This is a genomic window from Acidovorax sp. sif1233 (assembly GCF_019218755.1).
Lineage (GTDB): Bacteria > Pseudomonadota > Gammaproteobacteria > Burkholderiales > Burkholderiaceae_C > Acidovorax.
In genome coordinates this window covers 524944-550813 of sequence record NZ_JAHUWZ010000002.1, presented here as the reverse complement: position 1 = coordinate 550813, position 25870 = coordinate 524944, and the positions used below count along the sequence as shown (strand labels likewise).

General features: G+C 66.5%; 21 protein-coding genes. 12 read left to right on the top strand and 9 right to left on the bottom strand.

Annotated features, from left to right (window positions below):
- Nucleotides 1–94: 94 nt before the first annotated feature.
- The 3 genes from KW843_RS09945 (at nt 95) to KW843_RS09935 (ending at nt 3659) form a co-directional block, all read left to right on the top strand.
- The gene (locus tag KW843_RS09945; RefSeq protein WP_218294968.1) at nt 95–1189 is read left to right on the top strand and encodes a GTP pyrophosphokinase family protein; all 1095 of its coding nucleotides are present in this window, start codon (nt 95–97) and stop codon (nt 1187–1189) included.
- Nucleotides 1190–1395: 206 nt separating this feature from the next.
- Nucleotides 1396–2934: a polyhydroxyalkanoate depolymerase gene (locus KW843_RS09940; RefSeq protein ID WP_218294967.1), complete on the top strand. Its 1539-nt coding sequence runs from the start codon at nt 1396–1398 to the stop codon at nt 2932–2934.
- A gap of 71 nt (nt 2935–3005) precedes the next feature.
- Complete coding sequence (locus tag KW843_RS09935) at nt 3006–3659, top strand: RnfABCDGE type electron transport complex subunit B (protein ID WP_370628475.1); 654 nt, start codon at nt 3006–3008, stop codon at nt 3657–3659.
- Nucleotides 3660–3728: 69 nt separating this feature from the next.
- Here the strand turns inward: KW843_RS09935 and KW843_RS09930 are convergent, their stop codons facing one another.
- Nucleotides 3729–5219 (bottom strand): methyl-accepting chemotaxis protein, encoded by a 1491-nt coding sequence (locus tag KW843_RS09930; protein WP_218294966.1) that lies wholly within the window; start codon nt 5217–5219, stop codon nt 3729–3731.
- A gap of 167 nt (nt 5220–5386) precedes the next feature.
- Between KW843_RS09930 and dapC the strand changes: the two genes are divergently transcribed.
- From dapC to KW843_RS09900, 6 genes are all read left to right on the top strand, one after another.
- Nucleotides 5387–6592: a succinyldiaminopimelate transaminase gene (gene dapC / locus KW843_RS09925; protein ID WP_218294965.1), complete on the top strand. Its 1206-nt coding sequence runs from the start codon at nt 5387–5389 to the stop codon at nt 6590–6592.
- Nucleotides 6593–6608: 16 nt separating this feature from the next.
- Complete coding sequence (gene dapD, locus KW843_RS09920) at nt 6609–7442, top strand: 2,3,4,5-tetrahydropyridine-2,6-dicarboxylate N-succinyltransferase (protein ID WP_218294964.1); 834 nt, start codon at nt 6609–6611, stop codon at nt 7440–7442.
- Between the two features lie 78 nt (nt 7443–7520).
- The gene (locus KW843_RS09915) at nt 7521–8684 is read left to right on the top strand and encodes a PilT/PilU family type 4a pilus ATPase (RefSeq protein WP_218294963.1); all 1164 of its coding nucleotides are present in this window, start codon (nt 7521–7523) and stop codon (nt 8682–8684) included.
- A 156-nt stretch (nt 8685–8840) separates the two neighbouring features.
- Nucleotides 8841–10046, top strand: coding sequence for a succinyl-diaminopimelate desuccinylase (gene dapE, locus KW843_RS09910; RefSeq protein WP_218294962.1), 1206 nt, complete (start codon nt 8841–8843; stop codon nt 10044–10046).
- Entirely contained in the window at nt 10043–10975 is a 933-nt protein-coding gene (gene prmB, locus KW843_RS09905; RefSeq protein ID WP_218294961.1) for a 50S ribosomal protein L3 N(5)-glutamine methyltransferase, read from the top strand. The genes dapE and prmB overlap by 4 nt, the downstream gene beginning before the upstream one ends.
- A 111-nt stretch (nt 10976–11086) precedes the next feature.
- Nucleotides 11087–13144 carry an ABC-F family ATP-binding cassette domain-containing protein gene (locus tag KW843_RS09900; protein WP_218294960.1) on the top strand — a complete coding sequence of 686 codons (2058 nt, stop codon included), beginning with the start codon at nt 11087–11089 and terminating at the stop codon, nt 13142–13144.
- Nucleotides 13145–13635: 491 nt separating this feature from the next.
- Here the strand turns inward: KW843_RS09900 and phbB are convergent, their stop codons facing one another.
- The 3 genes from phbB to KW843_RS09885 form a co-directional block, all read right to left on the bottom strand.
- Nucleotides 13636–14373, bottom strand: coding sequence for an acetoacetyl-CoA reductase (phbB, locus tag KW843_RS09895; protein WP_218294959.1), 738 nt, complete (start codon nt 14371–14373; stop codon nt 13636–13638).
- Nucleotides 14374–14674: 301 nt separating this feature from the next.
- Nucleotides 14675–15853: an acetyl-CoA C-acetyltransferase gene (locus KW843_RS09890; RefSeq protein WP_218294958.1), complete on the bottom strand. Its 1179-nt coding sequence runs from the start codon at nt 15851–15853 to the stop codon at nt 14675–14677.
- 187 nt (nt 15854–16040) lie between these two features.
- Nucleotides 16041–17741: an alpha/beta hydrolase gene (locus tag KW843_RS09885; protein WP_218294957.1), complete on the bottom strand. Its 1701-nt coding sequence runs from the start codon at nt 17739–17741 to the stop codon at nt 16041–16043.
- Between the two features lie 124 nt (nt 17742–17865).
- Here KW843_RS09885 and KW843_RS09880 point away from each other — a divergent pair, with 124 nt between their 5' ends.
- Nucleotides 17866–18201, top strand: a complete 336-nt coding sequence (locus KW843_RS09880) for a hypothetical protein (protein ID WP_218294956.1) — start codon at nt 17866–17868, stop codon at nt 18199–18201.
- On the opposite strand, the gene KW843_RS09875 is transcribed toward KW843_RS09880, so the two are convergent.
- The 3 genes from KW843_RS09875 to KW843_RS09865 form a co-directional block, all read right to left on the bottom strand.
- Entirely contained in the window at nt 18121–18996 is an 876-nt protein-coding gene (locus KW843_RS09875; protein ID WP_218294955.1) for a polyphenol oxidase family protein, read from the bottom strand. The genes KW843_RS09880 and KW843_RS09875 overlap by 81 nt on opposite strands.
- Nucleotides 18993–19661, bottom strand: coding sequence for a maleylacetoacetate isomerase (maiA, locus tag KW843_RS09870; protein WP_218294954.1), 669 nt, complete (start codon nt 19659–19661; stop codon nt 18993–18995). Before maiA ends, KW843_RS09875 begins: the two co-directional genes overlap by 4 nt.
- A gap of 110 nt (nt 19662–19771) precedes the next feature.
- Nucleotides 19772–20227 (bottom strand): MarR family winged helix-turn-helix transcriptional regulator, encoded by a 456-nt coding sequence (locus KW843_RS09865; RefSeq protein ID WP_218294953.1) that lies wholly within the window; start codon nt 20225–20227, stop codon nt 19772–19774.
- Nucleotides 20228–20368: 141 nt separating this feature from the next.
- Between KW843_RS09865 and KW843_RS09860 the strand changes: the two genes are divergently transcribed.
- Complete coding sequence (locus tag KW843_RS09860) at nt 20369–21064, top strand: fumarylacetoacetate hydrolase family protein (RefSeq protein ID WP_218294952.1); 696 nt, start codon at nt 20369–20371, stop codon at nt 21062–21064.
- Between the two features lie 119 nt (nt 21065–21183).
- Nucleotides 21184–21735, top strand: coding sequence for an NUDIX hydrolase (locus tag KW843_RS09855; protein WP_218294951.1), 552 nt, complete (start codon nt 21184–21186; stop codon nt 21733–21735).
- A 69-nt stretch (nt 21736–21804) separates the two neighbouring features.
- Here KW843_RS09855 and KW843_RS09850 read toward each other — a convergent pair whose 3' ends face one another.
- Together KW843_RS09850 and KW843_RS09845 are read right to left on the bottom strand one after the other, a co-directional pair.
- Nucleotides 21805–22614: a hypothetical protein gene (locus KW843_RS09850; RefSeq protein ID WP_218294950.1), complete on the bottom strand. Its 810-nt coding sequence runs from the start codon at nt 22612–22614 to the stop codon at nt 21805–21807.
- An 887-nt stretch (nt 22615–23501) separates the two neighbouring features.
- Complete coding sequence (locus tag KW843_RS09845) at nt 23502–25850, bottom strand: penicillin-binding protein 1A (protein ID WP_218294949.1); 2349 nt, start codon at nt 25848–25850, stop codon at nt 23502–23504.
- Nucleotides 25851–25870 lie beyond the last annotated feature (20 nt).

The following is a 25870-nucleotide window of genomic DNA, read 5'->3' as shown; positions in this document are numbered from 1 at the left end:
GCATCAGGCTCCGGCGCCGTGGCGGATATGCTTGCATGGACAGGCGCCACGCCAGCCCACCGATCCGAACCCACCCAGAACGCAGAGACACGGCATGCCATCCCTTGATTTCGACCTGGAGGAATCCCATTTCCGCGCGTTCTACGCGCAGCAGTCCGCCGCGCTGGAGGCGGCTTGCGCAGCCCTCACGGGCATGGTCGCGGCCGTGGTCACGCGTGCGGGAGGCGTGGACATCGCCAAGGTGGAAGGCCGGGTGAAGGAGGTGGATGAATGCATCCGCAAGTTCGTGCGCAAATATCGTCCGTCACTGGAAGAAAGCAACACGGCCTACGAAATCCAGGGCTACATCACGGACCTGGTCGGCGTGCGCGTGGTGTGCCTCTATGAGGATGAACTGGAGAAGATCGCCCAGATCGTGCGTTCGCACTTCGCGGTGATCGATGTCACGGACAAGGTGACGGCGGTGGAAAGCACCGAGGCATCGTTTGGCTACAAGGGCCTGCACCTGGACCTCAAGCTGAGCACCGCCGAACGCGGCTTGCCCGAGCACGCGGCCTACGCCCACCTGCCCTTCGAGCTGCAAGTGCGCACCATCATCCAGGACTCCTGGAGCGTGCTGGACCACCGGATCAAGTACAAGAAGTCCATTCCCGGCCAGCTCAAGCGGCGCATCAATGTGCTGTCTGCCTTGTTCGAGCTGGCCGACCGCGAGTTCCGCCAGATCCGCGATGCCACGGCCGCGGAACTGCTCCAGGCGCCCGACGAGACGGAGGAACCCCTCGCCGATGCCGCACCCGACGACAGCAACCCGCAGGCTCCCAGCAAGGCGCCGGCGCCCAGCAGCGAGCTCAACGCGTTCACCTTCCTCAAGATCGCGACGCACTTCTTCAAGGACTTCGAGTTCGAGCCGTCCAAGGTGGACGGTTTCGTGGATGACATCCAGGTCTGGTCTCCCGGCATGACACGGGCACGCTTCAACGCGCTGATGCGCGAGACCGTGGGCGTGGTCAAGCGCTACAAGCAGCATTTTGAAGAGCAGAACCCCCAGGCGAGCTTCAACCCCTACACCGTGATCCGGCACTGCCTGTACCTGAGTAACAAGGCGGCGTTCCGCCCGGCATTGCGCAACTCGGCGCGCGAATCCTTTGAAGCGTGGCTGCAGGAGCACGCGGAGCCCAGGCCGCAATAGTCTGCGAAAGGCATTCCACGGCCTCTCTCATTACCTTCTTTGCTATTGGGTTTGTAGCAAGGCGGGCTTGGGGCATCCGGCAGGAGCGGGACGTGCCCTGGACACCCCCGGCCTGTCGCATAGGTGACTGGTCATTGGTGGTTTTCCTCCATGCGCTTGTTACCAAGTGCTGCTATATTGCACTGCAACAAAACGGAGTTTCGCCCATGCTGTATCACATCTACGAAACCCAGCGCTCGCTGATGGAGCCATTTACCGATTTCGCACAGGCCGCTGCCAAGCTGTTCAGCAACCCCATGTCGCCGTTCAGCGAAAGCCCGTTGGCGCAGCGCATGTCCGCAGGCTACGAACTGCTGTACCGCCTGGGCAAGGACTACGAAAAGCCGGCGTTCGAGATCCACTCCGTGGACGTGGATGGCGTGGGCGTGGCGGTGCATGAACGCATCGAGATGGACAAGCCGTTCTGCGAGCTGCGCCGCTTCAAGCGGTTCTCGGACGACCCCGCGACCCTGACCAAGCTCAAGGCCCAGCCCGTGGTGCTGATCGTGGCTCCCTTGTCGGGCCACTACGCCACCTTGCTGCGCGACACCGTGCGCACCATGCTCAAGGACCACAAGGTCTACATCACCGACTGGAAGAATGCCCGCCTGGTGCCCCTGGCCGATGGCGAATTCCACCTCGACGACTATGTGAACTACGTGCAGGAATTCATCCGCCACCTGCAGGGCGTCTATGGCAATTGCCATGTGATCAGCGTCTGCCAGCCCACGGTGCCGGTGCTGGCTGCCGTGTCGCTGATGGCCAGCCGGGGTGAAACCACGCCGCTGAGCATGACCATGATGGGGGGGCCGATCGACGCCCGCAAGTCGCCCACGGCCGTCAACAACCTGGCAACGAACCGCAGCTTCGAATGGTTCGAGAACAACGTGATCTACCGCGTGCCAGAGAACTTCCCCGGCGCGGGGCGGCGTGTGTACCCCGGCTTCTTGCAGTACACCGGCTTCGTGGCCATGAACCCTGACCGCCACGCCAGCAGCCACTACGATTACTTCAAGGACCTGATCAAGGGCGACGACGCCAGCGTCGAGGCCCACCGCAAGTTCTACGACGAATACAACGCCGTGCTCGACATGGACGCGGACTACTACCTGGAAACCATCCAGACCGTGTTCCAGGACTACAAGCTGGTGAACGGCACCTGGGACGTACGCTCCCCCGAAGGCAAGATCGAGCGCGTGCGCCCGCAGGACATCAAGACCACCGCGCTGTTCACCGTCGAGGGCGAACTCGACGATATTTCAGGTTCGGGGCAGACCGAGGCCGCGCATGACCTGTGCAGCGGCATCGTGCGCAAGGAGCAGCGCCACCTGGAAGCCAAGGGTGCAGGCCATTACGGCATCTTCAGCGGCCGGCGCTGGCGCGAAGTGGTGTACCCGCAGGTGCGCGCCTTCATCCTGCAGCATGAACAGCCCCAGAAAAAGGCCGCGGTACCCGTGACGGAAACCCCGGACGACAACCCCCCCAGCCTGGCGCCAAAAAAGGTCGCTGCCCCCAAGGCCGCCGCCAGGACGGCTGTGAAAGCCGTAGCGCCCGTGGCCACCCGCTGGGTGGCCCCCGCTGGCAACCGCACCAAGCCCACGGGAGCGGCGGCGCCCGCCGAGGCAGACCCGGTCGCGGCGGCCAAGGCGACCGTCAGCGCCGCAACGCCATCCCGCACCCGCCGCAGCGCGGCCCGCAAGGCTTGAGCGTACCGCCGCACATTCCCAGCCCTCCCCCCGCAGCACCGTCAGCGCTTGCGGTGCGGATTGACGCGGCATTGCCCCAGACGCAATGCACGCGCTGCGGCTACCCGGATTGCGCGGCATACGCCCACGCCATTGCGGAGCATGGCGTCCCCATCAACCAGTGCCCTCCCGGCGGGGCCGAGGGCATTGCCCGCCTCGCCGCCATCACCGGGCAGCCGGTCTTGCCGCTGAGCGCCGAGCATGGCACGGAGGCCCCGCGCGCCGTGGTTTTCATCGACGAGGCGTGGTGCATAGGCTGCACGCTGTGCATCAAGGCCTGCCCGACCGACGCCATCGTGGGTACCCACAAGAAAATGCACACGGTCATTGAGCCTTACTGCACTGGCTGCGAACTGTGCGTGCCTGTGTGTCCGGTGGATTGCATCCACATGGAAAACATCAGCGGCGCCACCACCGGCTGGTCCGCCTGGTCCGCGCCGCTGGCCCAGCAGGCACGCCAGCGCTATCAGGCACACCGCGAACGCCTGCCCCTGGAGGCGGTGGTGGAAGACAAGGATTTTCCCGAGATCAACGGGGCTGCCATGCCCACCATAGCCTCGGCAGACCACAATCCGTCCACCTCTCTCATCCGAGGCGAAGAGGACAAGGCCCAGGCACTGCGCCAGGCCGCCATTGCCGCCGCGCTGGAACGTGCCCGCCAGCGGCGCGCCCAAAACCCGCGCTAGACGCACAAGGCAGTGAGGAGGCCTCCGCCCCTCCTTCTGCCTTTCTGCACAGAAGCCCGCCAGGTGTGCTCAGCGCGCCGCCAGCGCCTTGTACACCCCACACCCCACATACAGATCTCCCACGCGGCTGACATAGGACATCTTTGTCTGCACCGCGCCGGTGGAGGGGTTGGTGATGTTGTACTCCACCCAGCCCGGGGCATGGTCGGCCTGGCCGACGATATCGCTCACGAGGCGGTCCCCCGCGATGCCCGGGATGTCCTGTACGCGTGTGCCCACCTTGGCGGTGTTGCCACCAAAGGCAAGATAGGTGCCGGCGGTATCCAGCACGAACACATACATGTCCCGGTCGTGGTACGGCTGGCTCTTGTCGGTAATGCTGCGCAGGAACTGGTCGCGCGAAGTGCTCTTGTGCAATGCCACTGCCCTGCTCACCAGCGCCACGGCCTCCTCGGCGGTGCCCTGCTGCAGGCGAAATGCCGACACCGCGCGCGACAACGTGGATGCCCGGCTCTCCAGGGCTTCGGCCTGTTGCACGGCATGGCCCACCATCTGGGCGTTGTGCTGGGTGATCTGGTCCAGCTGCTGCACCGCGGCACTGACCTCGCGCAGGCCCGTGCTCTGCTCGGTGCTCGACCCGGAGATCTCGGACATGCTGGCCGCCACGCTGCGAATACCTCCCGCCATGTCGGAGATGCCCTCCCCGGCCGAACGGATCAGGCCTGCGCTGGCCTCGACCTGGCTGACCGAGGCGCCGATCAGCTCGCGGATTTCGTGCGCCGCATCGCTGGACCGCTTGGCCAGCGTGCGCACCTCCGCGGCCACCACGGCAAACCCGCGGCCCTGCTCACCCGCCCGTGCGGCCTCGACGGCGGCGTTCAGGGCCAGGATGTTGGTCTGAAATGCAATGCTGTCGATGACGCCGATGATTTCGGTCATGCGCCGCGCCCCTTGCTGGATGGCTTCGACCGATTGAACGGCACGTGCCATGGCTTGCGCGCCCGCATCGGCCGCGCTGCGCACCTGGGCGGCCCGCGCATCGGCACTCTGGGCCGTCTGCGCGTTGTTCTGCACGGCGGACGACAACTGTTCCACGCTGGCCGCTGTCTGTTCCAGATTGGCCGCCTGCTGCTCGGTGCGGTCGGCCAGGGACCGGTTGCCCTCGGCCAGGCTCTGGCCCGCATGGGCCACCAGCGCCGCGTTGCTGCGGATGTCGGCCACCATGGAGGAGAGCGTGATCACCATGCGGTCGAGCGACTTCGCCATCTCTGCGACCTCATCGTGCCCATGGTCGCCGCGGGCCTGTGCGCGCAGATCCCCGCCCTGGGTCAGCTCGATGGTCCGCGCCAGCCCGGCGAGGTCGCTCGAGAGGCTGATGTAGAGCGCCAGCAGGGCATAGGCCACCGCTCCGGCACCCAGCGCGAACAACCACCAGGGCGATCCCCATGCCGCGATGGCGAGCGCGGCCGCCACCAGGAAACCCAGCGAGAGCAGTTTGCCAGGCAGATGCCACCTGCGCATCCACCAAAGTCCCGGACGCAGCGGTAGGAATCCTGACATCATGTCTCCTCTTGTCGTTCTTGCAACTGGCGCGAATCCTAGGGGCCGGCACTTACGGCGGATTGACAGACCGGGTGCAGGGGGCCTGCCGGGGCGCCGCCCACCCGGGCCCGCAGCCCGCGCATGCTGCGGCAATGGACCGGGCCCATCGCCCATAATGGCGCCCCATGAATCCCCTGCTTTCCCATCTCCAGCCCTACCCTTTCGAGCGGCTGCGGCAGCTATTCGCGGGGGTGGCTCCCCCGGCAGCCTACAGTCCCATCAGCCTGGGCATGGGCGAGCCACGCCATCCTACACCGCAGTTCATCAAAGATGCACTTAGTAACAACCTCAGTGGGCTGGCGAGCTACCCGGCCACGGCGGGGGAGCCGGCTCTGCGCGAGGCCTTCACCCGATGGCTGAATCAGCGGTATGCGATCACCCTGGACCCCGCGACCCAGGTCCTGCCCGTGAACGGTTCGCGGGAAGCGCTTTTCTCGTTTGCGCAGACCGTCATCGACCCTTCACAGGGCCAGCCGCTGGTGGTCTGCCCCAATCCGTTCTATCAGATCTACGAAGGCGCCGCGCTGCTGGCGGGCGCCACCCCCTACTACGCGGCCAGCGATCCGGCGCGCAACTTCGCGGTGGATTGGGACGCCGTGCCGGAAGCGGTGTGGCAGCGGACCCAGCTGCTTTTCGTGTGCTCCCCCGGCAACCCCACCGGCGCGGTCATGCCGCTCGGCGAATGGAAGAAGCTCTTTGAACTGAGCGACCGCTTTGGTTTTGTCATTGCCTCGGACGAGTGCTACAGCGAGATCTACTTCCGCGACGAACCTCCATTGGGCGGCCTGCAAGCCGCAGACCAGCTGGGCCGCGGCGGCTACAGGAACCTCATTTCCTTCACCAGCCTCTCCAAGCGCAGCAACGTGCCCGGCATGCGCAGCGGCTTCGTGGCGGGTGACGCGGCCCTCATCAAGGCGTTCCTGCTGTACCGCACCTACCATGGCAGCGCCATGAGCCCCATCGTGCAGGCGGCCAGCATTGCCGCCTGGGGCGATGAACAGCACGTGGTGGAGAACCGCGCGCGCTACCGCAAGAAATTCGCCCAGGTCACGCCCTTGCTCGCCGGCGTCATGGAAGTCGCCCTGCCGGATGCCGGCTTCTACCTGTGGGCCAAGGTGCCCGAAGCCCTGGGCATGGACGACGCCGAGTTCGCGCGCGCCCTCTTGGCTCAATACAATGTCACCGTGCTCCCCGGCAGCTACCTGGCCCGCGAGGCCCAGGGCAGCAACCCCGGCGCCCAGCGCGTGCGCATGGCCCTGGTGGCCGAAACCGAAGAATGCGTGGAAGCCGCGCTGCGCATCGTGCAATTCATCCAATCCCGTACTGCCTGATCTGATCGACAACGACATGACCCAACAACTCCAAACCCTCATCGACAACGCCTGGGACAACCGCGCCAGCCTCTCGCCCTCCGCCGCCCCCAAGGAAATCCAGGACGCTGTCGAGCACGTGATCGCCGAGTTGAACAACGGCAAGCTGCGCGTGGCCACGCGCGAAGGCGTGGGCCAGTGGACCGTGCACCAGTGGATCAAGAAGGCCGTGCTGCTGTCGTTCCGCCTCAAGGACAACGAAGTGGTCAAGGCCGGCGACCTGGGCTTCTACGACAAGGTGCAGACGAAATTCGCCCACCTCTCCGAAGAAGAGATGAAAGCCACGGGCGTGCGCGTGGTGCCCCCCGCCGTGGCGCGCCGCGGCAGCTTCATCGCCAAGGGCGCGATCCTGATGCCGTCGTACGTGAACATCGGCGCCTACGTGGGCGAAGGCACCATGGTCGACACCTGGGCCACCGTGGGCTCGTGCGCGCAGATCGGCGCCAACGTGCATCTGTCGGGCGGCGTGGGCATCGGCGGCGTGCTGGAGCCGCTGCAGGCCGGCCCCACCATCATCGAAGACAACTGCTTCATCGGCGCGCGCTCCGAAGTCGTCGAAGGCGTGGTGGTGGAAGAAAACTCGGTGCTGGGCATGGGCGTGTACCTGGGCCAGAGCACCCCCATCTTCAACCGCGCCACGGGCGAGATCAGCTATGGCCGCGTGCCCTCTGGCTCGGTGGTGGTCAGCGGCAACCTGCCCAAGACGGCCGCCAACGGCGCGCCCTACAGCATGTACGCCGCCATCATCGTCAAGCAGGTGGACGCGCAGACGCGCTCCAAGACCAGCATCAACGACCTGCTGCGCGACTGATCGCGGCTGACCGGCCCCGCACCTGACCGGCACGATCAGCGCCACCCCAGACAAAGACGACAAACAGAGGGACACACCATGAGCACGATGGAACGGATTCTTCGCCTGATGGCCGAGAAAAAAGCCTCCGACGTCTATTTGTCGGCCAATGCGCCGGCGCTGATCAAGATCAACGGCGAGTGCGTGCCGATCAACAACCAGATCCTGCCGCCGGATGCTCCGCGCAACCTGCTCTCCGAAGTGGTCCCTCCGGACCGCATCGAAGAGCTGGAAGAAACCGGCGAGCTCAACATGGGCGTGCCACTCAGCGGCGTGGGGCGTTTTCGCGTCAGCGCCATGCGCCAGCGGGGCAGCTATGCGGTGGTGATCCGCTTCATCTCGCAGCAGATCCCGGAATTCAGTTCCCTGGGCCTGCCTCCCGTGCTGCGCGAGCTGATCATGGAAAAGCGCGGGCTCATCCTGGTGGTGGGCGCCACGGGCTCGGGCAAGAGCACCACGCTCGCGTCCATGATCGACACCCGCAACGAAGCGCTGACCGGCCACATCCTCACCATCGAGGACCCGGTCGAGTACCAGTTCAAGAACAAGAAATCCATCGTCAACCAGCGCGAGATTGGCAGCGACACGCAGTCGCTGCAGACGGCCCTGAAGAACGCGCTGCGCCAAGCGCCCGACGTGATCCTGATCGGGGAAATCCGCGACCGCGAAACCATGTCCGCCGCCATTGCGTATGCGCAATCGGGCCACCTTTGCCTGGCCACGCTGCACGGCAACAACAGCTACCACGCGCTCAACCGGATCCTGTCGTTCTACCCCGTGGAAGTGCGCCCCACCATGCTGGGCGACCTGGCTTCCGCGCTCAAGGCCGTGGTGTCGCAGCGCCTGGTCCGCAAATCGGATGGCGGCCGCGTCCCCGCGGTGGAAGTGATGCTCAATTCCAAGCTGGTGTCCGAGCTGGTGGAGAAAGGCGATTTCTCCGGCGTGAAGGAAGCGATGGAGAAATCCATGGCGGAAGGTTCGCAGACCTTTGAGGAAGCGCTGGCGCACCTGATCATGGAATCCAAGATCGACCGCAAGGAAGGCCTGGCGTACGCGGATTCCCCCACCAACCTCATGTGGCGCCTGCAGAACGACTTCTCCCTGGCGGCCAATGCGGCCAAGGCCCAGAAAGAAGCGCGGGATACCCCGGACGACCAGCCTTCGTTCACCGAGATCGTTTTGGACGTGAAACCGGCTGCATGATCCCTCCTGAGTCGCCTTCGGCGCACTGCCCCCGGGGTGACGGCGCCCTGGCTGCGGCGCGTGCCCGGGGCCACACGCCCGGGCCGGGTCCGTGCATGACGCGGCGTCTGGGACAATCGACTATTTAAACGCCCCCTGTCTTACCCACCCCTTCCCATGTCCCGCACACTGCATCTGGCCGAACAGCTCATCGCCCTGCCCTCCATCACCCCCGAGGACGCGGGCTGCCTTGACGTGCTGGCGGCCCGCCTGGCCGCGCTGGGATTCGTGTGCGAACGGCTGGACAGCGGCCCGGCGGATTTCCGTGTCAGCAATTTGTGGGCAAAACGGGCTGCAGCCCAGGGTGGAAAAGCGCCATCAGCTATCAAAACAATAGTATTCGCAGGCCACACCGATGTCGTGCCCACGGGGCCGCTGGCGCAGTGGAGCAGCGATCCCTTCGTCCCCACCCACCGTGGCGGCAAGCTCTACGGCCGGGGCGCCAGCGACATGAAGACTTCCATCGCCGCGTTCGTCGTGGCGGTCGAGGAATTCCTGGCGCACACGCCAGAGCCCCTGGTCCAGCTCGCCTTCCTGCTCACCAGCGATGAGGAAGGCCCGTCAGTGGACGGAACCAAGGTCGTGGTCGAGCAGCTCAAGGCGCGCGGCGAGCGACTGGACTACTGCATCGTCGGCGAGCCCACGTCGGTCGAACGCACCGGCGACATGATCAAGAACGGCCGGCGCGGCACGCTCAGCGGCAAGCTCACCGTGCGGGGCATCCAGGGCCACATCGCCTACCCGCAACTGGCGCGCAACCCCATCCACCAGGCGCTGCCTGCCCTGGCCGAACTGGCCTCGACGGTATGGGACCAGGGCAATGCCTTCTTCCCGCCCACCAGCTGGCAGATCAGCAACATGCATGGCGGTACGGGCGCCACCAACATCATCCCGGGGGACGTGGTGGTGGACTTCAATTTCCGCTTCTCCACCGAATCCACGGCGGAAGGCCTCAAGCAGCGCGTGCACTCCGTGCTCGACCGCCACGGGCTGGAGTACGACCTGCGCTGGACGTTGGGCGGACAGCCTTTTCTCACCACGCCGGGTGAACTGGTGGACGCCGTGCAACAGGCCATCGCGGCGGAGACCGGCCTCACGACCGAGCTCTCCACCACGGGTGGCACCAGCGATGGCCGCTTCATCGCGCAGGTCTGCCCCCAGGTGATCGAACTGGGCCCGCCCAACGCCAGCATCCACAAGATCGACGAACACGTGGTGGTGGCCGACATCGAGCCGCTCAAGAATATCTACCGCCGCACACTGGAAAACCTGCATGCGCAGGCGCTAGCAGCCCCCGAGGCCGCCCCGGCGGTGCGTGCATGAGCACGGCGGCACCCCACGCCGTGGCGGGCACCACGGTCGGCGCGCTCGTCGAATCGGGCAGCCGGCAGCTGGCCGCAGCTGGCGTTTCCTTTGGCCATGGCACCACGAACGCCCACGATGAAGCCGCCTGGCTCGTGCTGTGGCGCCTGGGCCTGCCGCTGGACAGCGACCTGTCGGACGCGCCCGATTCCCTGAGGAACCAGTCTGTCGCACCCGAGCAGGTCGCCCTGGTGGCCACCCTTTTCGAAGAACGCGTCCGCACGCGCAAGCCCGCCGCCTACCTCACGCAGGAGGCCTGGCTCCAGGGCGTGCCGTTCTACGTGGACGAACGCGCCATCGTCCCGCGCAGCTTCATCGCCGAGCTGCTTGTCGACGGCGGCGCGGACGAGTACCTGAGCGACCACACCCACCGGGTGCTGGACCTGTGCACGGGCAACGGCAGCCTGGCCGTGCTGGCCGCCATGGCCTGGCCCGAGGTGCTGGTGACGGGTGCCGACATCTCGCCCGACGCCCTGGCCGTGGCCCGGATCAACGTGGACAAGCACGGCCTGCAGGACCGCATCCAGCTGCAGCTCTCCGACGGCCTTCAGGCCCTGCCCGGCCCCTGGGACCTGATCCTGTGCAACCCGCCCTACGTGAATGCGGCCAGCATGGCCACCTTGCCCGCCGAGTACCGCGCCGAGCCCGCACTCGCCCTGGCCGGCGGCAGTGATGGCATGGACTTCGTGCGCCAGCTGTTTGCTGCCGCGCCCGCCTGCATGAGCGAGGATGCCGTGATCATTCTGGAGATCGGCAACGAGCGCGCCTACTTTGAAGCAGCCTTCCCCCAGTTGCCTGTGTTCTGGCTCGATACCAGCGCTGGCGAAGACCAGGTTTTGCTGGTGACCCGGCGGGCCCTGGCCGCCCAATCCCGTCTCGCGGCACAATAGAGGGTTGCGCGCCGCTGCCGCTTGCATCGGCTGCACCGATTGCAGCAGCGCTGGCCCCCTGCTTTTTCATGCCACCCGCCCAGCGCGGGTGCGCCTTTTTGTGAACTCCGGATGATCACCCTCAAGAACGTTACCTTGCGACGCGGCGCCAAAGTCGTGCTCGACAGCGTTTCCGCCACCATCAACCCCGGCGAGAACGTCGGACTCGTGGGCCGCAACGGCGCGGGCAAGTCCAGCCTGTTCGCCCTGCTCAGCGGCAAGCTCCATGAAGACGGTGGAGACTTCTACATCCCCGCGAGCTGGCGCATGGCCGAAGTCGCGCAGAACATGCCCGAGACGGACCAGTCCGCGACCGAGTTCGTGCTGGAAGGCGATACGCGACTGGCCGAGGTCCAGCAGCAGTTGGTGGAGGCCGAGGCCAGCGACGACGGCATGGCCATTGCCCATGCGTATTCCGACCTGCACGACGCCGGCGCACACGACGCCGTGGCGCGCGCCCAGGCGCTGATCCTGGGCCTGGGCTTTCGCGTGAGCGAGCTGGAGCAGCCGGTCAACAGCTTTTCGGGCGGCTGGCGCATGCGCCTGCAGCTGGCGCGGGCCCTGATGTGCCCCAGCGACCTGCTGCTGCTGGACGAGCCCACCAACCACTTGGACCTGGACGCGCTGGTCTGGCTGGAAGCCTGGCTCAAGCGCTATGCGGGCACCATGATCGTGATCAGCCACGATCGGGAGTTCCTCGACGCCATCACCAACGTCACCCTGCAGATCCAGCAAGGCGAGTTGAACCGCTACGGCGGCAACTACAGCAAGTTCGAGGAATTGCGCGCCCAGCAGCTCGAACTGCAACAGGCCAGCTTTGCCAAGCAGCAGGAGAAGATGGCCCACCTGCAGAAGTTCATCGACCGCTTCAAGGCCAAGGCCAGCAAGGCCAAGCAGGCGCAAAGCCGCGTCAAGCAGCTCGAACGCATGGAGAAGATCGGGCCGGTGCTGGCCGAAGCGGACTTCACGTTCGAGTTCAAGGAGCCGGCCAACCTGCCCAATCCGATGCTGGCGATCAGCGACGCATCGTTCGGCTATGTGGATGACGAGGGCGCGGCCACCACCATTCTCAGGGGCGTGAACCGCTCGGTGCTGGCGGGCCAGCGCATCGGCATCCTGGGCGCCAACGGCCAGGGCAAATCCACCCTCGTCAAGACCATCGCCCGCACCATGAAACCCCTGGGCGGCAGCGTGACCGAGGGCAAGGGACTGAACATCGGCTACTTCGCCCAGCAGGAACTGGACGTGCTGCGCCCCGCGGAGAACCCGCTGGAGCACATGATCCGCCTGGCCAAGGAGCTGGGGCCCGATATCAAGCAACCGAGCCGCGAACAGGACCTGCGCAGCTACCTGGGCACATTCAACTTCACGGGCGACATGGTCAAGCAGGCCGTGGGCACCATGAGCGGCGGCGAAAAGGCGCGGCTGGTGCTGGCGATGATCGTCTGGCAGCGCCCCAATCTGCTGCTGCTGGACGAGCCCACCAATCACCTCGACCTGGCAACTCGCGAAGCCCTGGCCATGGCGCTCAACGACTTCGATGGCACGGTCATGCTGGTCAGCCACGACCGTGCGCTGCTGCGCTCGGTCTGCGAGGACTTCTGGATGGTGGGCCGGGGCGTCGTGGGGCCTTTTGACGGCGATCTGGACGACTACCAGCGCTACCTGCTCGAGGAATCCAAACGCCTGCGCGAGGAGGCCCGCCTGGCCGAGCAGGCGCAGACATCCTCAGCGGCGAGCCAGGCACCACCCCCAGCCGCCGTGGCACCTTCGCCAGCGGTGGCACATCCCGCCCCCGCGACCGCCCCGGCCCCCACACCGGCCGCCGCCCCCGCCCCTTCGCGCGATGGACGGGAGCAGCGCAAGCTCGATGCCCAGGTGCGTCAGCAGCAGGCGGAAAAAACCCGGCCCCTGAAAAAGGAGCTGGAACAAATCGACAAGCGCCTGGCCGCCCTGTCCACCGAGCGGGCCGCGTTGGAGCACAAGCTCACCCAGGCCCTTGCGCCGGCGGAGATCGCCGAGTGTGGCCGCAACCTCAAGGCAGGGAACGACGAGACAGCCAGGCTGGAGGAGCGTTGGCTGGAAATTTCTTCGGCCCTGGAAGAAATGTCGGCGTCGGCAGCGGGTTGAAAATGTAAATCCATGTAAGCCAAAAAACTCTATTTTTTGGCATTGGCGCATATCTGGAAAGCATTTAGTGCTTCATTTTTAATAGCGATTTACATTGTAAACAGACGGGCACTGGCGGTTGCATTTTTTTGCGAAACGCTGTCAACGGACTGTGGATTGGCTGCGTTGTTGGTACATCACAGGAGTTTTCAGCATGAATACCACCGCAATCTTGTCCGCCTGGCCAGAAGACGAACGCGACCGCAAGCGCGCTCCCGCCCGCCTCTGAAGGCGCCGCAGCCAGCGTTTCCCGCCCGAAGGCCCTCAAATGCCAGCCACCACCATGAAGCACGAACCATACCAAGGTGTGGGCCATGCTTGCACCGGGTGGCGCATTTCATAGCCCCATCGAGGCAAGACGCCCGGCAGTCCTTCCCTCTTGCTCCTCCCCAACAAAAAACCCCGCACTGCGGGGTTTTTGTTCTTTTGCGGCAAACAGCGGGCCCGGGCCATCAGCCCATGTGCAAGCCGCCATTGACCGAGAAGTCAGCCCCGGTGGCATAGCCCCCTTCTTCCGATGCCAGCCAGGCAATGATCGATGCGATTTCGCTGGGTTCGCCCAGGCGCTTGACGGGAACGGTCGCCACGATCTTTTCGAGCACGTCAGGGCGGATCGCCTTGACCATGTCCGTGCCGATGTAGCCAGGGCTCACGGTGTTGACCGTCACGCCCTTGGTGGCCAGTTCCTGCGCAAGGGCCATCGAAAACCCATGCATGCCCGCCTTGGCGGCCGAATAGTTCGTCTGGCCTGCCTGGCCCTTCTCGCCATTGACCGAGCTGATGTTGATGATGCGGCCCCAGCCCTTTTCCACCATGTCGGCCACCACTTGCTTGGTGACGTTGAACATGCTGTTCAGGTTGGTCTCGATCACCGCATCCCAGTCTTCGCGCGACATCTTGAGGAACATGCGGTCGCGCGTGATGCCCGCGTTGTTCACCAGCACGTCGATGTTGCCGTGTTCCGCCTTGGTCTTGCCAAAGGCCTCGACCGTGGAATCCCAATCGCCCACATTGCCCACTGACGCATGGAAGGTGTAGCCCAGGGCCTTTTGCTCACCCAGCCACTTGGCATGGTCGCGGGTCGGTCCGCAACCGGCAATGACCTTGAAGCCCTCCTTGTGCAGGCGCTGGCAAATGGCGGTTCCGATGCCGCCCATGCCGCCGGTGACGTATGCAACTTTCTGGCTCATGTGATTTCTCCTTGTTGATTGGTGATGCCTTCAGCGTCCACTCTACCCAAGAAATCGGACACTGCCGTGAAGGAAAACACTGAAGCCCTTTCCTTTTTGACAGATTGGCCTGCACCGCGGCCAGGACACCCTGAATTCGGCGCGCGCTGCCACGCCTTGATACAAAAAAGGTCCACGGCCATACCGGCATGCGGACCGCAGCCTGACGGCGTTCGGAAATAAAAAAAGCCGCGCGAACGCGGCCTCGGCCCGGGATCGGTGGAGGTTGCGCGGCATGGACTGCCGCGCCCCCCCTGGCGCCTCAGCGCTCCACCGCGAGCGATACGCCCATGCCTCCGCCAATGCACAGCGCGGCGAGCCCCTTCTTGGCGTCGCGGCGCTGCATTTCATGCAGCAGCGTCACGAGGATGCGGCAGCCGGACGCGCCGATGGGGTGGCCGATGGCGATGGCGCCGCCGTTCACATTGACCTTGGCCGGATCGATGGCCAGCTCCTTGTTCACGGCACAGGCCTGGGCGGCAAAGGCTTCGTTGAGTTCGAACAGGTCCACATCCGCGGCACTCCAGCCCGCGCGCTGCAGCGCCTTGCGCGATGCAGGCACAGGGCCCATGCCCATGGTGGCGGGGTCCAGGCCGCTGGTGCCGAAGGCCGCGATGCGTGCCAGGGGCTTGAGACCCAGTGCGGCGGCCTTCTTGGCGCTCATCACGACCACGGCGGCCGCGCCGTCATTGAGACCCGAGGCATTCCCCGCCGTCACGCTCCCTGCCTTGTCGAACGCGGGGCGCAGGCCGGCCAGCGCTTCGGCATTGGTCTTGCGGTTGAGGTATTCGTCGGCATTGAAGACGATGGGGTCGCCTTTCTTCTGCGGCAGGCTCACGCCCACGATTTCGTCAGCGAACCTGCCGGCATCCTGCGCGGCAGCGGCCTTTTGCTGGCTCGCCAGCGCCAGGGCGTCCTGCATGTCGCGGGTGATGCCGTACTGCTTGGCCACGTTCTCGGCCGTGATGCCCATGTGGTACTGGTTGTAGACGTCCCACAGGCCATCGACGATCATCGAGTCGACCATCTTCCAGTCGCCCATGCGCTGGCCGTCGCGCGAACCGTTGAGCACGTGGGGCGACAGGCTCATGCTCTCCTGCCCGCCGGCCACGACGATCTCGCTGTCGCCCCATGCCACGGCCTGCGCCGCCAGCATCACGGCCTTGAGGCCCGAGCCGCACACGGCGTTGATGGTGAGCGCGGGGGTCTCCTTGGCCACACCGGCCTTCATGGAGGCCTGGCGCGCCGGGTTCTGGCCCACGCCCGCGGTCAGCACCTGGCCCATGATGACTTCACCAATCTGGTCGGACGAGAGGCCCGCGCGCGCGATGGCTTCGCGTATCACGATGGCGCCCAACTCGGTCGCGGGCGTCTTGGCCAGTGCGCCACCAAACTTGCCCACGGCGGTGCGGGCGGCCGAAACGATGACGATGTCTTCCATGGAATGTCCTTGTGGTTGGGGGTTGTTGCTTGGTAATTCTCGCAGCGCCGCGGATCAGTGCTTTTGCGTATCCGCCGGTGCCGGCGCTGCCCCGGCGCGGGGCGCCAGACAGGGGCCGCAATGGGGGGCGGCGCCGCCGTCCCTGATCGGCAATGCACGCCAGAGGCGACCCGGGGGCTTGCGCATGTCACGCCTTCTGCTTGACGTAGCTGCCCGGTGCCGGCTCGGTGGCCCTGAATTTCGTGCCCTTGCCGTAGGCCTTGGGGGCCGCGATCTGCTTGCCGGCATGGCCCTTGAGCCATCCGGACCAATCGGTCCACCAGCTGCCGGGGTGTTCGGTCGCGCCCTCCAGCCAAGAGTCCAGCGTGGCGGGCAGCTTGCCGTCCGCGCGGATCCAGTGGCTGCGCTTGCCCTTGGCGGGCGGGTTGATGACGCCGGCGATGTGGCCCGAGGCCCCCATCACGAAGCGCTTCTTGCCGGGCAGCACCTGGGTGGATGCATAGGCGGCGTTGATGGGCACGATGTGGTCTTCGCGCGAGCCGTAGATGTACACCGGCAGCGTGAGGTTTCCAAGGTCCATCTTCTCGCCGCACACGGTGAGCCTGCCGGGCTTGACCAGGTTGTTCTCCAGGTAGAAATTGCGCAGGTACCACGCGTAGAACGGCCCGGGCAGGTTGGTGCTGTCGCTGTTCCAGTACAGGAGATCGAACGGCGGCGGCGTCTCGCCCTTGAGGTAGTTGCCCACCACGTAGTTCCACACCAGGTCGTTGGGACGCAGGAAGCTGAAGGTCGATGCCAGGTCCTGCCCCTTCATCAGCCCGCCCTGCCCCATCTGCATCTCGCGGAACTTCACGAACGCCTCGTCGATGAACACATCCAGAATGCCGGTGTCCGTGAAGTCGATCAGGGTGGTGAGGAACGTGGCGCTGGCCACGGGCTCGTCGCCCCGCGCCGCCAGCACGGCGAGCGCATTGCTCAGGATGGTGCCGCCCACGCAGAAGCCCAGCGCGTTGATCTGTTCGGCGCCGGTGATGTTCCGCACCACGTCGATGGCCGCCATCGCGCCATCTTCCACATAGTCGTCCCAGGTCTTGTGGGCCAGGGCATCGCCGGGGTTGCGCCAGCTCACGACAAAGGTGCGATGGCCTTGTTCGACGGCGTAGCGGATCAGCGAATTCTCGGGCTGCAGGTCGAGGATGTAGAACTTGTTGATGCACGGCGGCACCAGCAGGAAGGGGCGCTCATAGACCTTGGCGGTGAGTGGTTTGTATTCGAGCAGCTGGAACAGCTCGTTCTCATACACCACGGCGCCCTCGGTGGTGGCCACGTTGCGGCCCACCTCGAACAGGCTTTCGTCGGTCATCGACACATGGCCCTGTGTGATGTCGTGCAGCAGGTTCTGCATGCCCTTGGCAATGCTCTCGCCCTTGGTTTCGATGGCCTTCTTCTGCGCCTCGGCGTTGAAGGCCAGGAAGTTGCTCGGCGCCATGGCGGCCATCCATTGCTCCACGCCGAAACGGATGCGGGCCTTGGTCTTTTCGTCGGACTCCACCGCCTCGGCCAGGCCCATCAGGGTGCGCGCATTGAGCAGGTAGGCGGCGGCCGAGAAGGCCGCGACGGGGTTGCTGGCCCAGCCCTCGCCGGCGAAGCGGCGGTCCTTGACCTCGGGCGCGCCCTGCAGGCCCTGGGCCCACAGTTCCTGCGCTTCCTTCAGGTACTGCTGCTGCAGCGCCTGCAGCTTGCTGGGTGAAAACTTCAGAGGGGGGGTGGCGGGTACCTGCGTACCAAGGTCCAGCTTCTGGAACGACTGCAGTGCCTGTGACCAGCTTTGCCCGAAAATCTGCTGGAACTGCTGGGCGCTCTCGGCCCATGGTGATTCAGAATTCATGCTCTTTCCTCAGTGATTGGTCGCTCGCAGCGGCAGGGCTTCTTGTTTTTTGTGTCTCGGGTTCATTGTTGCCGACCCACTTCAGCATGGCAACGGATTCAACGCTCGCAGCGAACATAAACCAATGTACCTCATCGTCATCGCCTGGACCTACGTCACCCTCATGATGGCGGTGGCCGAAGCCACCAGCCCCACCGGGACGCTGCTGGGCGCCGTGATCACGTTCGCGCTGTATGGGCTGCTGCCCATGGGCATTCTGGTGTACATCCTGGGCACGCCTTCGCGCAAGCGCGCGATCAAGGCGCGTGAAGCCGCGGAGCAGGCCGCCCACGATGCCGAGCAGGCCGCGGGGGCCCGCGAGGCTGGCGGCCCCGGTTCCTCAGCCGCGCCAGATGCAGGCAGCGAAGCGCCCGCTGCCGCCCAGGGCGGCGCTGTCGCGCCGGTGGGAAAAGAACCTTGATGCGTTCGTGACGGTGCACCATGGCGGTGTTCCGTCATTGCCGTGGACATGGGTGATTCCGAGCGCCTGCAACCGCCGCCGCGCGAGGCCCGCCAGATCGCACAGGTACTTGCCGCTGGCGTGGCCGCTGGGCGCGAAGCAATCCTGCAAGGCCGGGGCAGTGTCGCAAAAAGCCGCCCGCACCTCGGGACCCACCTCGAACGCCTGCGGGCCGATGCAGGGCCCCAGCCAGGCCAGCGTGTCCTGCGCCACCCCTTGCAAGGGCAGGATTGCTTCAATTTTTATAGCATCGCGCGCTTGATCCGCCTGGGCCAGCGCGACAAAACGCTTGAAAACCGATTCCAGCACCCCCTGCCCGTCCACCCCCGCGAGCCCGCGCCATCCCGCATGGGCCGCCGCCACGGCCCGGCCTGAGCGGTGGGCGAACAGCACCGGCAGGCAGTCGGCCACCATGATGGTGCAGGCGACCGCGGGAACCGCCGCCACGCAGGCGTCGGCCTCGATGCCGTTGGGCGTGCCGCCGTCGAGCTGCACCACGCCATCGCCATGCACCTGGCTCAGAAACACGGGCCGCGTGCCCGCTGTCACTCCTTCGAGGGCGGACTGAAGCCGAAGGCGGTTGGCGCGGACAGCGGCGGGGTCGTCCCCCACATGCGTGCCCAGGTTCAGGCTGTCATACGGCGGCAGGCTCACGCCACCCGCGCGGGTGGTGCACAGCGCATGCACGCCCGGCGGCAAGGGCCAGTCCGGCACCAGCCAGTCGGTGGCCTGCGGGGAGTGCGTGCGAAGGGTCAAGCTTCGTTGTCCGGACAGGCGGAAGGCTGGGCCTTCTGGAATGCGGGCAGCGCCATGCAGGCGTCGAACGCGCCCATGGTGAGCGGCAGGCCGCCCAGGTCGACCTTAAAACGCTGGGCGTTGAAGATCTGCGGCACCAGGCAGCAGTCGGCCAGCGTGGGGGTGCCGCCCCAGCACAGCACCGAGGGCGCCAGCCCCTGGGCCGCGCGCTCCTGCGAGAGCAGCACCAGCTGCCGCTCGAAGGCCTCGAGCCCGCTGCGCAGCCAGTGGTGGTACCACGCGTTCTTGGCGGCTTCATCCACCTTCAGCTCCCGCACCAGGTACTTGAGCACGCGCAGGTTGTTGATCGGGTGGATCTCGCACGCCACCATCTGCGCCAGCGCCCGCACGCGCGCCCGGTCCAGGGCCGTGGCGGGCATCAGGGCGGGTGTGGGATGGGTCTCGTCCAGGTATTCGATGATGGCCATCGATTGCGACAATGCCTCCCCGCCATCGGTCACCAACGTGGGCACCAGGGCATCGGCGGCGAGGGCCGCGTAGGCAGGCTGCTGGTGCTCGCCCTTCACGAGGTGCACGGGAATGTAGTCGTAGGCCAGGCCCTTGATCTGCAGCGCGATGCGCACGCGAAACGAGGCCGAGGAGCGGAAGTAGTTGTACAGCTGCATGGGGATGGGGATGGGGATTGCTTCGATGGATAGGTGGGCGTGCGTGCCGTGGAGAGCGGCGGTTGTACGGTGCGTCCCGCAAGCCCTGCCACGGCCCGGCGGGGCCGGCGTCATGCGCCCGAGGCGCCGGCCGGGTCCTGGTGGTTGTAGACGACCTTGGTGAGCAGCACCATCAGGTCGCCGCGCTCCTGCGCGTTGAGGGGCGCCATCAGACGCTCCTGCACGCGCTGGGCGGCATCGCGCATCTGCAGGGCCGCCACTTCGCCTTCCGGCGTGATCCACAGCAGCTTGCGGCGGCGGTCGCGGGTGTCGGGTTCGCGGCGGATCCAGCCGCGCTTTTCCAGGCGCCCGATCACCGACCCCGAGGTGGCCGCGTCGAACGCCACGCGGGATGCCAAGGTGACCTGGTCTTCCCCGGGCCGGGCCAGCAGTTCATGCAGGATGGCGAACTGCACGGGCGTCACGTCAAACCCCGCTGTCTCCTCCATGAAAAGCGCCACGGTACGCTGGTGGGCACGGCGCACCAGGTGGCCTGGCGTGTTGTGGAAATCGAAGCTCTTTGCCATGGGCGCGAGTGTAGCGTCCCACAGCAAGACGCCCGCACCCATGGCACACTGCCACACTTCGGCCCGGCCCGCAGGGCAACCCGCCCGCACGCCAGGCCCGCACCCGTTCCATCGCACCCAGAGACAAGAAGAAAGGCAGACATGAGCTACGTGTTTTCTCCCGCACCGGTGGCCAGCGTGCCCGTGGCCGGCAGCGCCGACCGGTTCCCCGTGCACCGCATCTACTGCGTGGGCCGCAACTACGAAGAACACGCCAAGGAAATGGGCTTCACCGGTCGCGAGCCGCCGTTTTTCTTCATGAAGCCGGCCGATGCCATCGTGGTGGTGAATGCGGGCGAGACGGGCCAGTTGCCCTACCCCAGCCTCACGGCCAACCTGCACCATGAGATCGAACTGGTCGTGGCCATTGGCAAGGGCGGGAAGAACATCCAGGCCGCCGATGCGCTCACCCACATCTACGGCTACGCCGTGGGCCTGGACATGACGCGCCGCGACCTGCAGAACGACATGAAGAAACAGGGCCGCCCCTGGTGCATCGGCAAGGGCTTCGACGCGAGCGCGCCCATCGGCCCCATCACGCCCGCCGCGCAGGCCGGTGACGTGGAGAAGGCCGGCATCTGGCTGCAGGTCAACGGCGCGGACCGCCAGCGCAGCACCGTGGCCCAGCTCATCTGGAACATCGCCGAGACCATCGAGCACCTGTCGGCCGCATGGGAGCTGCAGCCCGGCGATCTGATCTACACCGGCACGCCCGAAGGCGTGGGCGCCGTGGTGCGCGGCGACGTGCTCGAGGGCGGCGTGGACGGCCTGGGCACGCTGCGGCTGAGCGTGGTGTGACGCCCTGCGGCCTGGGCCACCTGGCGCACAGGCCCGGGCGCGCAGCCAAAAGCTATCCTTTCATAGCTGCCAGCGCTGATGGAACAAGCGCCAGCAGCCTATTTGAATCAAAACCCCCGATGACCTTCCGCAGCCCCATCAAACACTGCCGCGCCTGTGGCACCGCCGTGGTCTACCGCCTGCCGGACGACGGCGACACCAAGCAGCGCGCGGTGTGCCCCACCTGCAGCACGGTGCACTACGAGAACCCGCTCAACGTGGTGGGCACCGTGCCGACCCTGCCCGATGGACGCGTGCTGCTGTGCAAACGCAACATCGAACCGCGCTGGGGCAAGTGGACGCTGCCGGCGGGCTTCATGGAACTGGACGAAACCACGGCCCAGGGCGCTGCGCGCGAGACGGACGAGGAAGCCGGCGCACAGATCGAGATGGGCCCGCTGTTCAGCCTGCTCAATGTGCGCCGTGTGGGGCAGGTGCACCTGTTCTACAGGGCCCACCTGCTCAGCGACCAGTTCAACCCCGGGTATGAAACCATAGAGGCGCGGCTCTTCACCGAAGACGAGGTGCCCTGGGACGAGATCGCCTTCCGTACCGTCAAGGAAACGCTGGAAGCGTTTTTTGCCGACCGCAAGGCGGGCAGCTTCGGGCTGCACTGCATCGATATCGAATAGCGCCCGGCCCCTGGACGGCCCAGCCCGGGGGGTACGTGCCCCCGGTCCGCCGGACGTGCCGACCCTGCCTCAGTGGAGAAACAGGTTCCAGGGTGCAGGAACGGTGGTGAGGATGGAGCGGCCGCTGAAGCCCGCCTGCGCCGGCTGAACCACCGACGCATTCACCACGCCCGCGTTGCCGCCGTTTCCGCCGCTGGCCCCGCCGCCCCCTCCAGCAAGGGACGATCCCCCCGAGAAATCGTCCAGACCCATCGCGCCGCCATTGACCAGCAGCGATCCCGTGACCACGGGCGTGGAGGACGCCACCAGGTGGATGATGCCGCCCCCACCACCACCTCCCGCGCCCGCGCCCACCGCGTTGCCAAGGTTGCCGTTGAAGCCATTTCCGCCATGCCCGCCGTTGGCCAACAGTGCGCCCGCCACCGTGATGTCGCCGCCGGCCGCGATGACGATCACGCCTCCTGCCCCGCCACCGGCCCCGGCGGCGTCCGCGCCCGGGGGCATGGCGTTCTGCCCGTTGCCGCCATTGGCCTTGATCACGCCCGATGCGGTGACGGTCACATTGCCCCCGGCAAGGATCACAAGTGATCCGCCCCCGCCTCCACCCGTGTCCTGCGCGTTCGGCCGGCTACCCGCCCCACCCGCGGCGGCTGGCGGTTTCAAGAGCCGCGCGGCAGAGAGTGCTGGCAGTCCGATACCGCCTTGGGGTGTCCCGGGTGACGACAGCGCAATACCGGGGTGTGGCGTGACATTGCTGGCCCCTTGCGACCCTTCAAGGACGGTGATGGAGCCGGAAATGGTCACGTCGCCGGTCGCGCGCAGCACGGTCCCGCTGGGAAGCGTCAGCGCTCCCGCGATGTCGATCGTGGAAAACTGCATGTGGTGCCGTCCGCCAAGGCTGTTGAACCCTGCTGTCGTGGACAGGTCGATGGTCGAGGCGATCGACACGGTATAGGCCCCCGCGGAGCCATCACCATACGCCGCGACGGAGCCTGCGGGCCCTTGGGGCCCCGCGGGCCCCTGCGCACCTGCAGGCCCTTGCAGCCCCGTGGCGCCCGCTGGGCCCACGGGGCCGGTGGCACCCTCAGGACCGGCCGCGCCTGCAGGGCCCACCGCTCCCGGGGTTCCCGGGGCACCTGCCGCTCCGGCAGGCCCTGCGGGCCCCATCGGCCCCGTGGCGACGCCCGCCGTGCAGCCTCCCACCGCGCCGCTTGCGCTTTCAAAACAGAGCAGGCTGCCTTGTGCGGGCGCGCCAGCCAGTCCGGGCATCCGGATCCTGCCCGCATCGTCCACGCGAAAACGCACGGTCTGGGTTGCCGAATCGGTCACCACGAGGGCGCCGCCAGGTGGAGGCGTCAACCGGATATCTGCGGCCCCGCCGAGGCAGGGGGTCAGTGCAAAACCGCAAGCAAGGGCATAGCTCGGCAGCGAGAAACGAAAGCGTCTTGGAGTCATTTTCTGTGGGTCGTGGATGCACGATGGGCGGGACGCGGCGAGCTTCGCTCCCTGCCAAGGGCGACAGGACCGGTTGCAGGCACACCGCGGTGAAGGGATGAATGAAATGGGTCACGGCGGTCTCCGGTGGCCCGTAAAAGCACCCGGCGGGAGCGCCCGGCCCCAGGCAAAGCGCATTTGCGGAAAATGCCCCCGGGGACGGCACACGTAACAATTTCATCGCCGCGCATCCTAGCGGCGGTCATGGGCTGGCGCCAGCAAAAAGTGACCGAACCGGCCCGGCCGGGACCGCGAGCCGCCCGCAGCCGTGCTCAGCCGCCCACGCGCTCTTCGGCGGGTGCCGGGGGATAGCCCGGATCGGTCGTGACGGGAGGCAGGCCCTGGCCTCCAGGCGGCCGGGGCGCTGCAGGGCCCAGGGGCCACGCTGCTGGCGCGGAGGGCACCGGTGCTGGCGGTGCCGTATCGCTGCCAAACAGCCCGCGTATCCAGTCGCGCATGACGCCGAGCGAGCTATCCGCCGGCGGGGGCGGTGGGGTGGTGTCGAACTCATCGAAGAACCGCTCCTGGCCGTCGATCACCTTGGCCCGGATCGCCTGCTGCATGAACTCGCCCACCATGGGCAGCGCGCTGCGGGCGCCCTGCCCCCAGTAGTCGCTGCGCAGCGTGATGCGGCCATCATTGAAGCCCGCCCAGGCCCCCGCCACCACGCGGGCATGCATGAGGATGAACCAGCCATCCGTGTTGTCCTGCGTCGTGCCGGTCTTGCCCGCCACATCGGCCTGGATGCCATAGCGTGAGCGGATCGCGGTGGCGGTGCCCCTGTCCACCGCGCCGCGCATGGTGTTGCGCAGCGTCTGGGCCGCGCGGCCTTCGAAGACCGCCTCGGGCACCGGCTTCGCGAAGGTCTCGAGCACCTTGCCGTGGCGGTCCTCGATGCTGGTGATGAGCACCGGCTCCACATAGCGCCCCAGGTTCACGATGCTGCTGTAGGCCGAGATCATTTCCTTGAGCGTGACCGGGCTCGTGCCCAGCGCCAGCGATGGCACTTCCTCGAGTGGCGACTGCCGCACCCCCAGCGCCCGCGCCACTTCGGCCACGCGGGCGGGGCCGACCTGCTGCATCACCTGCGCGGTGATGGTGTTCTTGGAGAGCGCCAGTCCATCCGCCAGCGTCATGGGCTCGTCGCTGGGCGGGCGCCCGTCGGTGGGGCGCCACACGCGGCCACCGCCCAGCGGTATCTCCACCGCGGCATCCATCAGCGTGTCGCCGGGCGATGCCCCCTTGGCAAAGGCCGCGCCGTACACGAAGGGCTTGAACGTGGAGCCGGGCTGGCGCCGGGCCGCCTGCACGTGGTCGAACGGGTCCTGCGCGAAGTCGCGGCTGCCCACCCAGGCCAGCACATGGCCCGTGACGGGATCCTGCGCGAGAAACCCCGCCTGCACGCGCGTTTTCTCGGAGCGCAGCTTCTGCAGGAAGGCGTCGTCGGCCAGGAGCGCCTTGAGCGCCTCGGCGGGCTCTTCCCCCTTGTCCAGCGCGGCGCGGTATTCGCTGCTTTCGCGCACCAGGGTCTGCACCAGTTCGTTCTGGGGCCCCCAGCCATCGCGCTTGCTCCAGGCGGCATCGGCCACGCCCTGCAGCTGGCGGCCCTGGCGCGCCACGGCCTGATTGGCATAGGCCTGCAGGCGCGAGTCGATGGTGGTGCGGATCACCAGGCCATCCGAATACAGGCTGTAGCCCTTGCTGTCGGCCCAGTCGATGAGCTGCTTGCGCAGCTGGATCGCAAAGTGCGGCGCGGGCCCCATGACCTCGGTCTGGCGTTCGAAGTTGACGCGCAGCGGGCGCTTTTGCAGCGTGTCGAACTGTGCCTGCTCCAGCTTGCCGCGCTTGACCATCTGCGACAGCACGGTGTTGCGCCGGGCCTGCGCACGCTCGGGGTTGAGCACGGGGTTGTAGTAGGCCGTGCCCTTGAGCATGCCGATCAGCGTGGCGCTTTCCAGCACATTGAGCTTGTCGGCCGACTTGTCGAAGTACGTGCGCGCGGCCATCTCGATGCCGAACGCGTTGTACAGGAAGGGCACGGTATTGAGGTAGGTTTCCAGGATCTCGTCCTTGGAATACGACAACTCGATCTTGAGCGCCGTGATGGCCTCCTTGAGCTTGCGCGTGAGGGCCTGGGGGAACACGCGCGAGCGGCCGATCTCCTCCGGAAACAGGTTGCGCGCCAACTGCTGCGTGATGGTGGAGCCGCCCTGCGGGGCGCCGCGCAGCGTGTGCACCACCGACGATACCGTGCGCCTCCAGTCCAGGCCGAAGTGGTCGTAGAAGCGGTGGTCCTCGGTGGCGATGAGCGCGTTCACCACATGCGGAGAAATCTTGTCGAGCTCCACCCATTCGCGATTGGCCCAGCGGTACTCGGCCAGCAGCTTGCCGTCCACCGACATGAGCTGCGCGGGCAGCTCGCTCTTGGCCTTGCGGATGTCGCTGATGGAGGGCGTGAACGGGATCAGGACCAGGGTGTATGCCAGCACCGCGGCAGGCAGCGCGAGGGCGCCCCACAGCAGCGCGCGGCGCAGCGGGCGGGGCATCCAGGCAAACAGGCCGGCCAGCCAGCGGAACAGGGCCGCGGCGCGGGCCTGGAAGGAAAGCAGCAATGTGCGCATCAAGAACTCGGAGTAAGGGG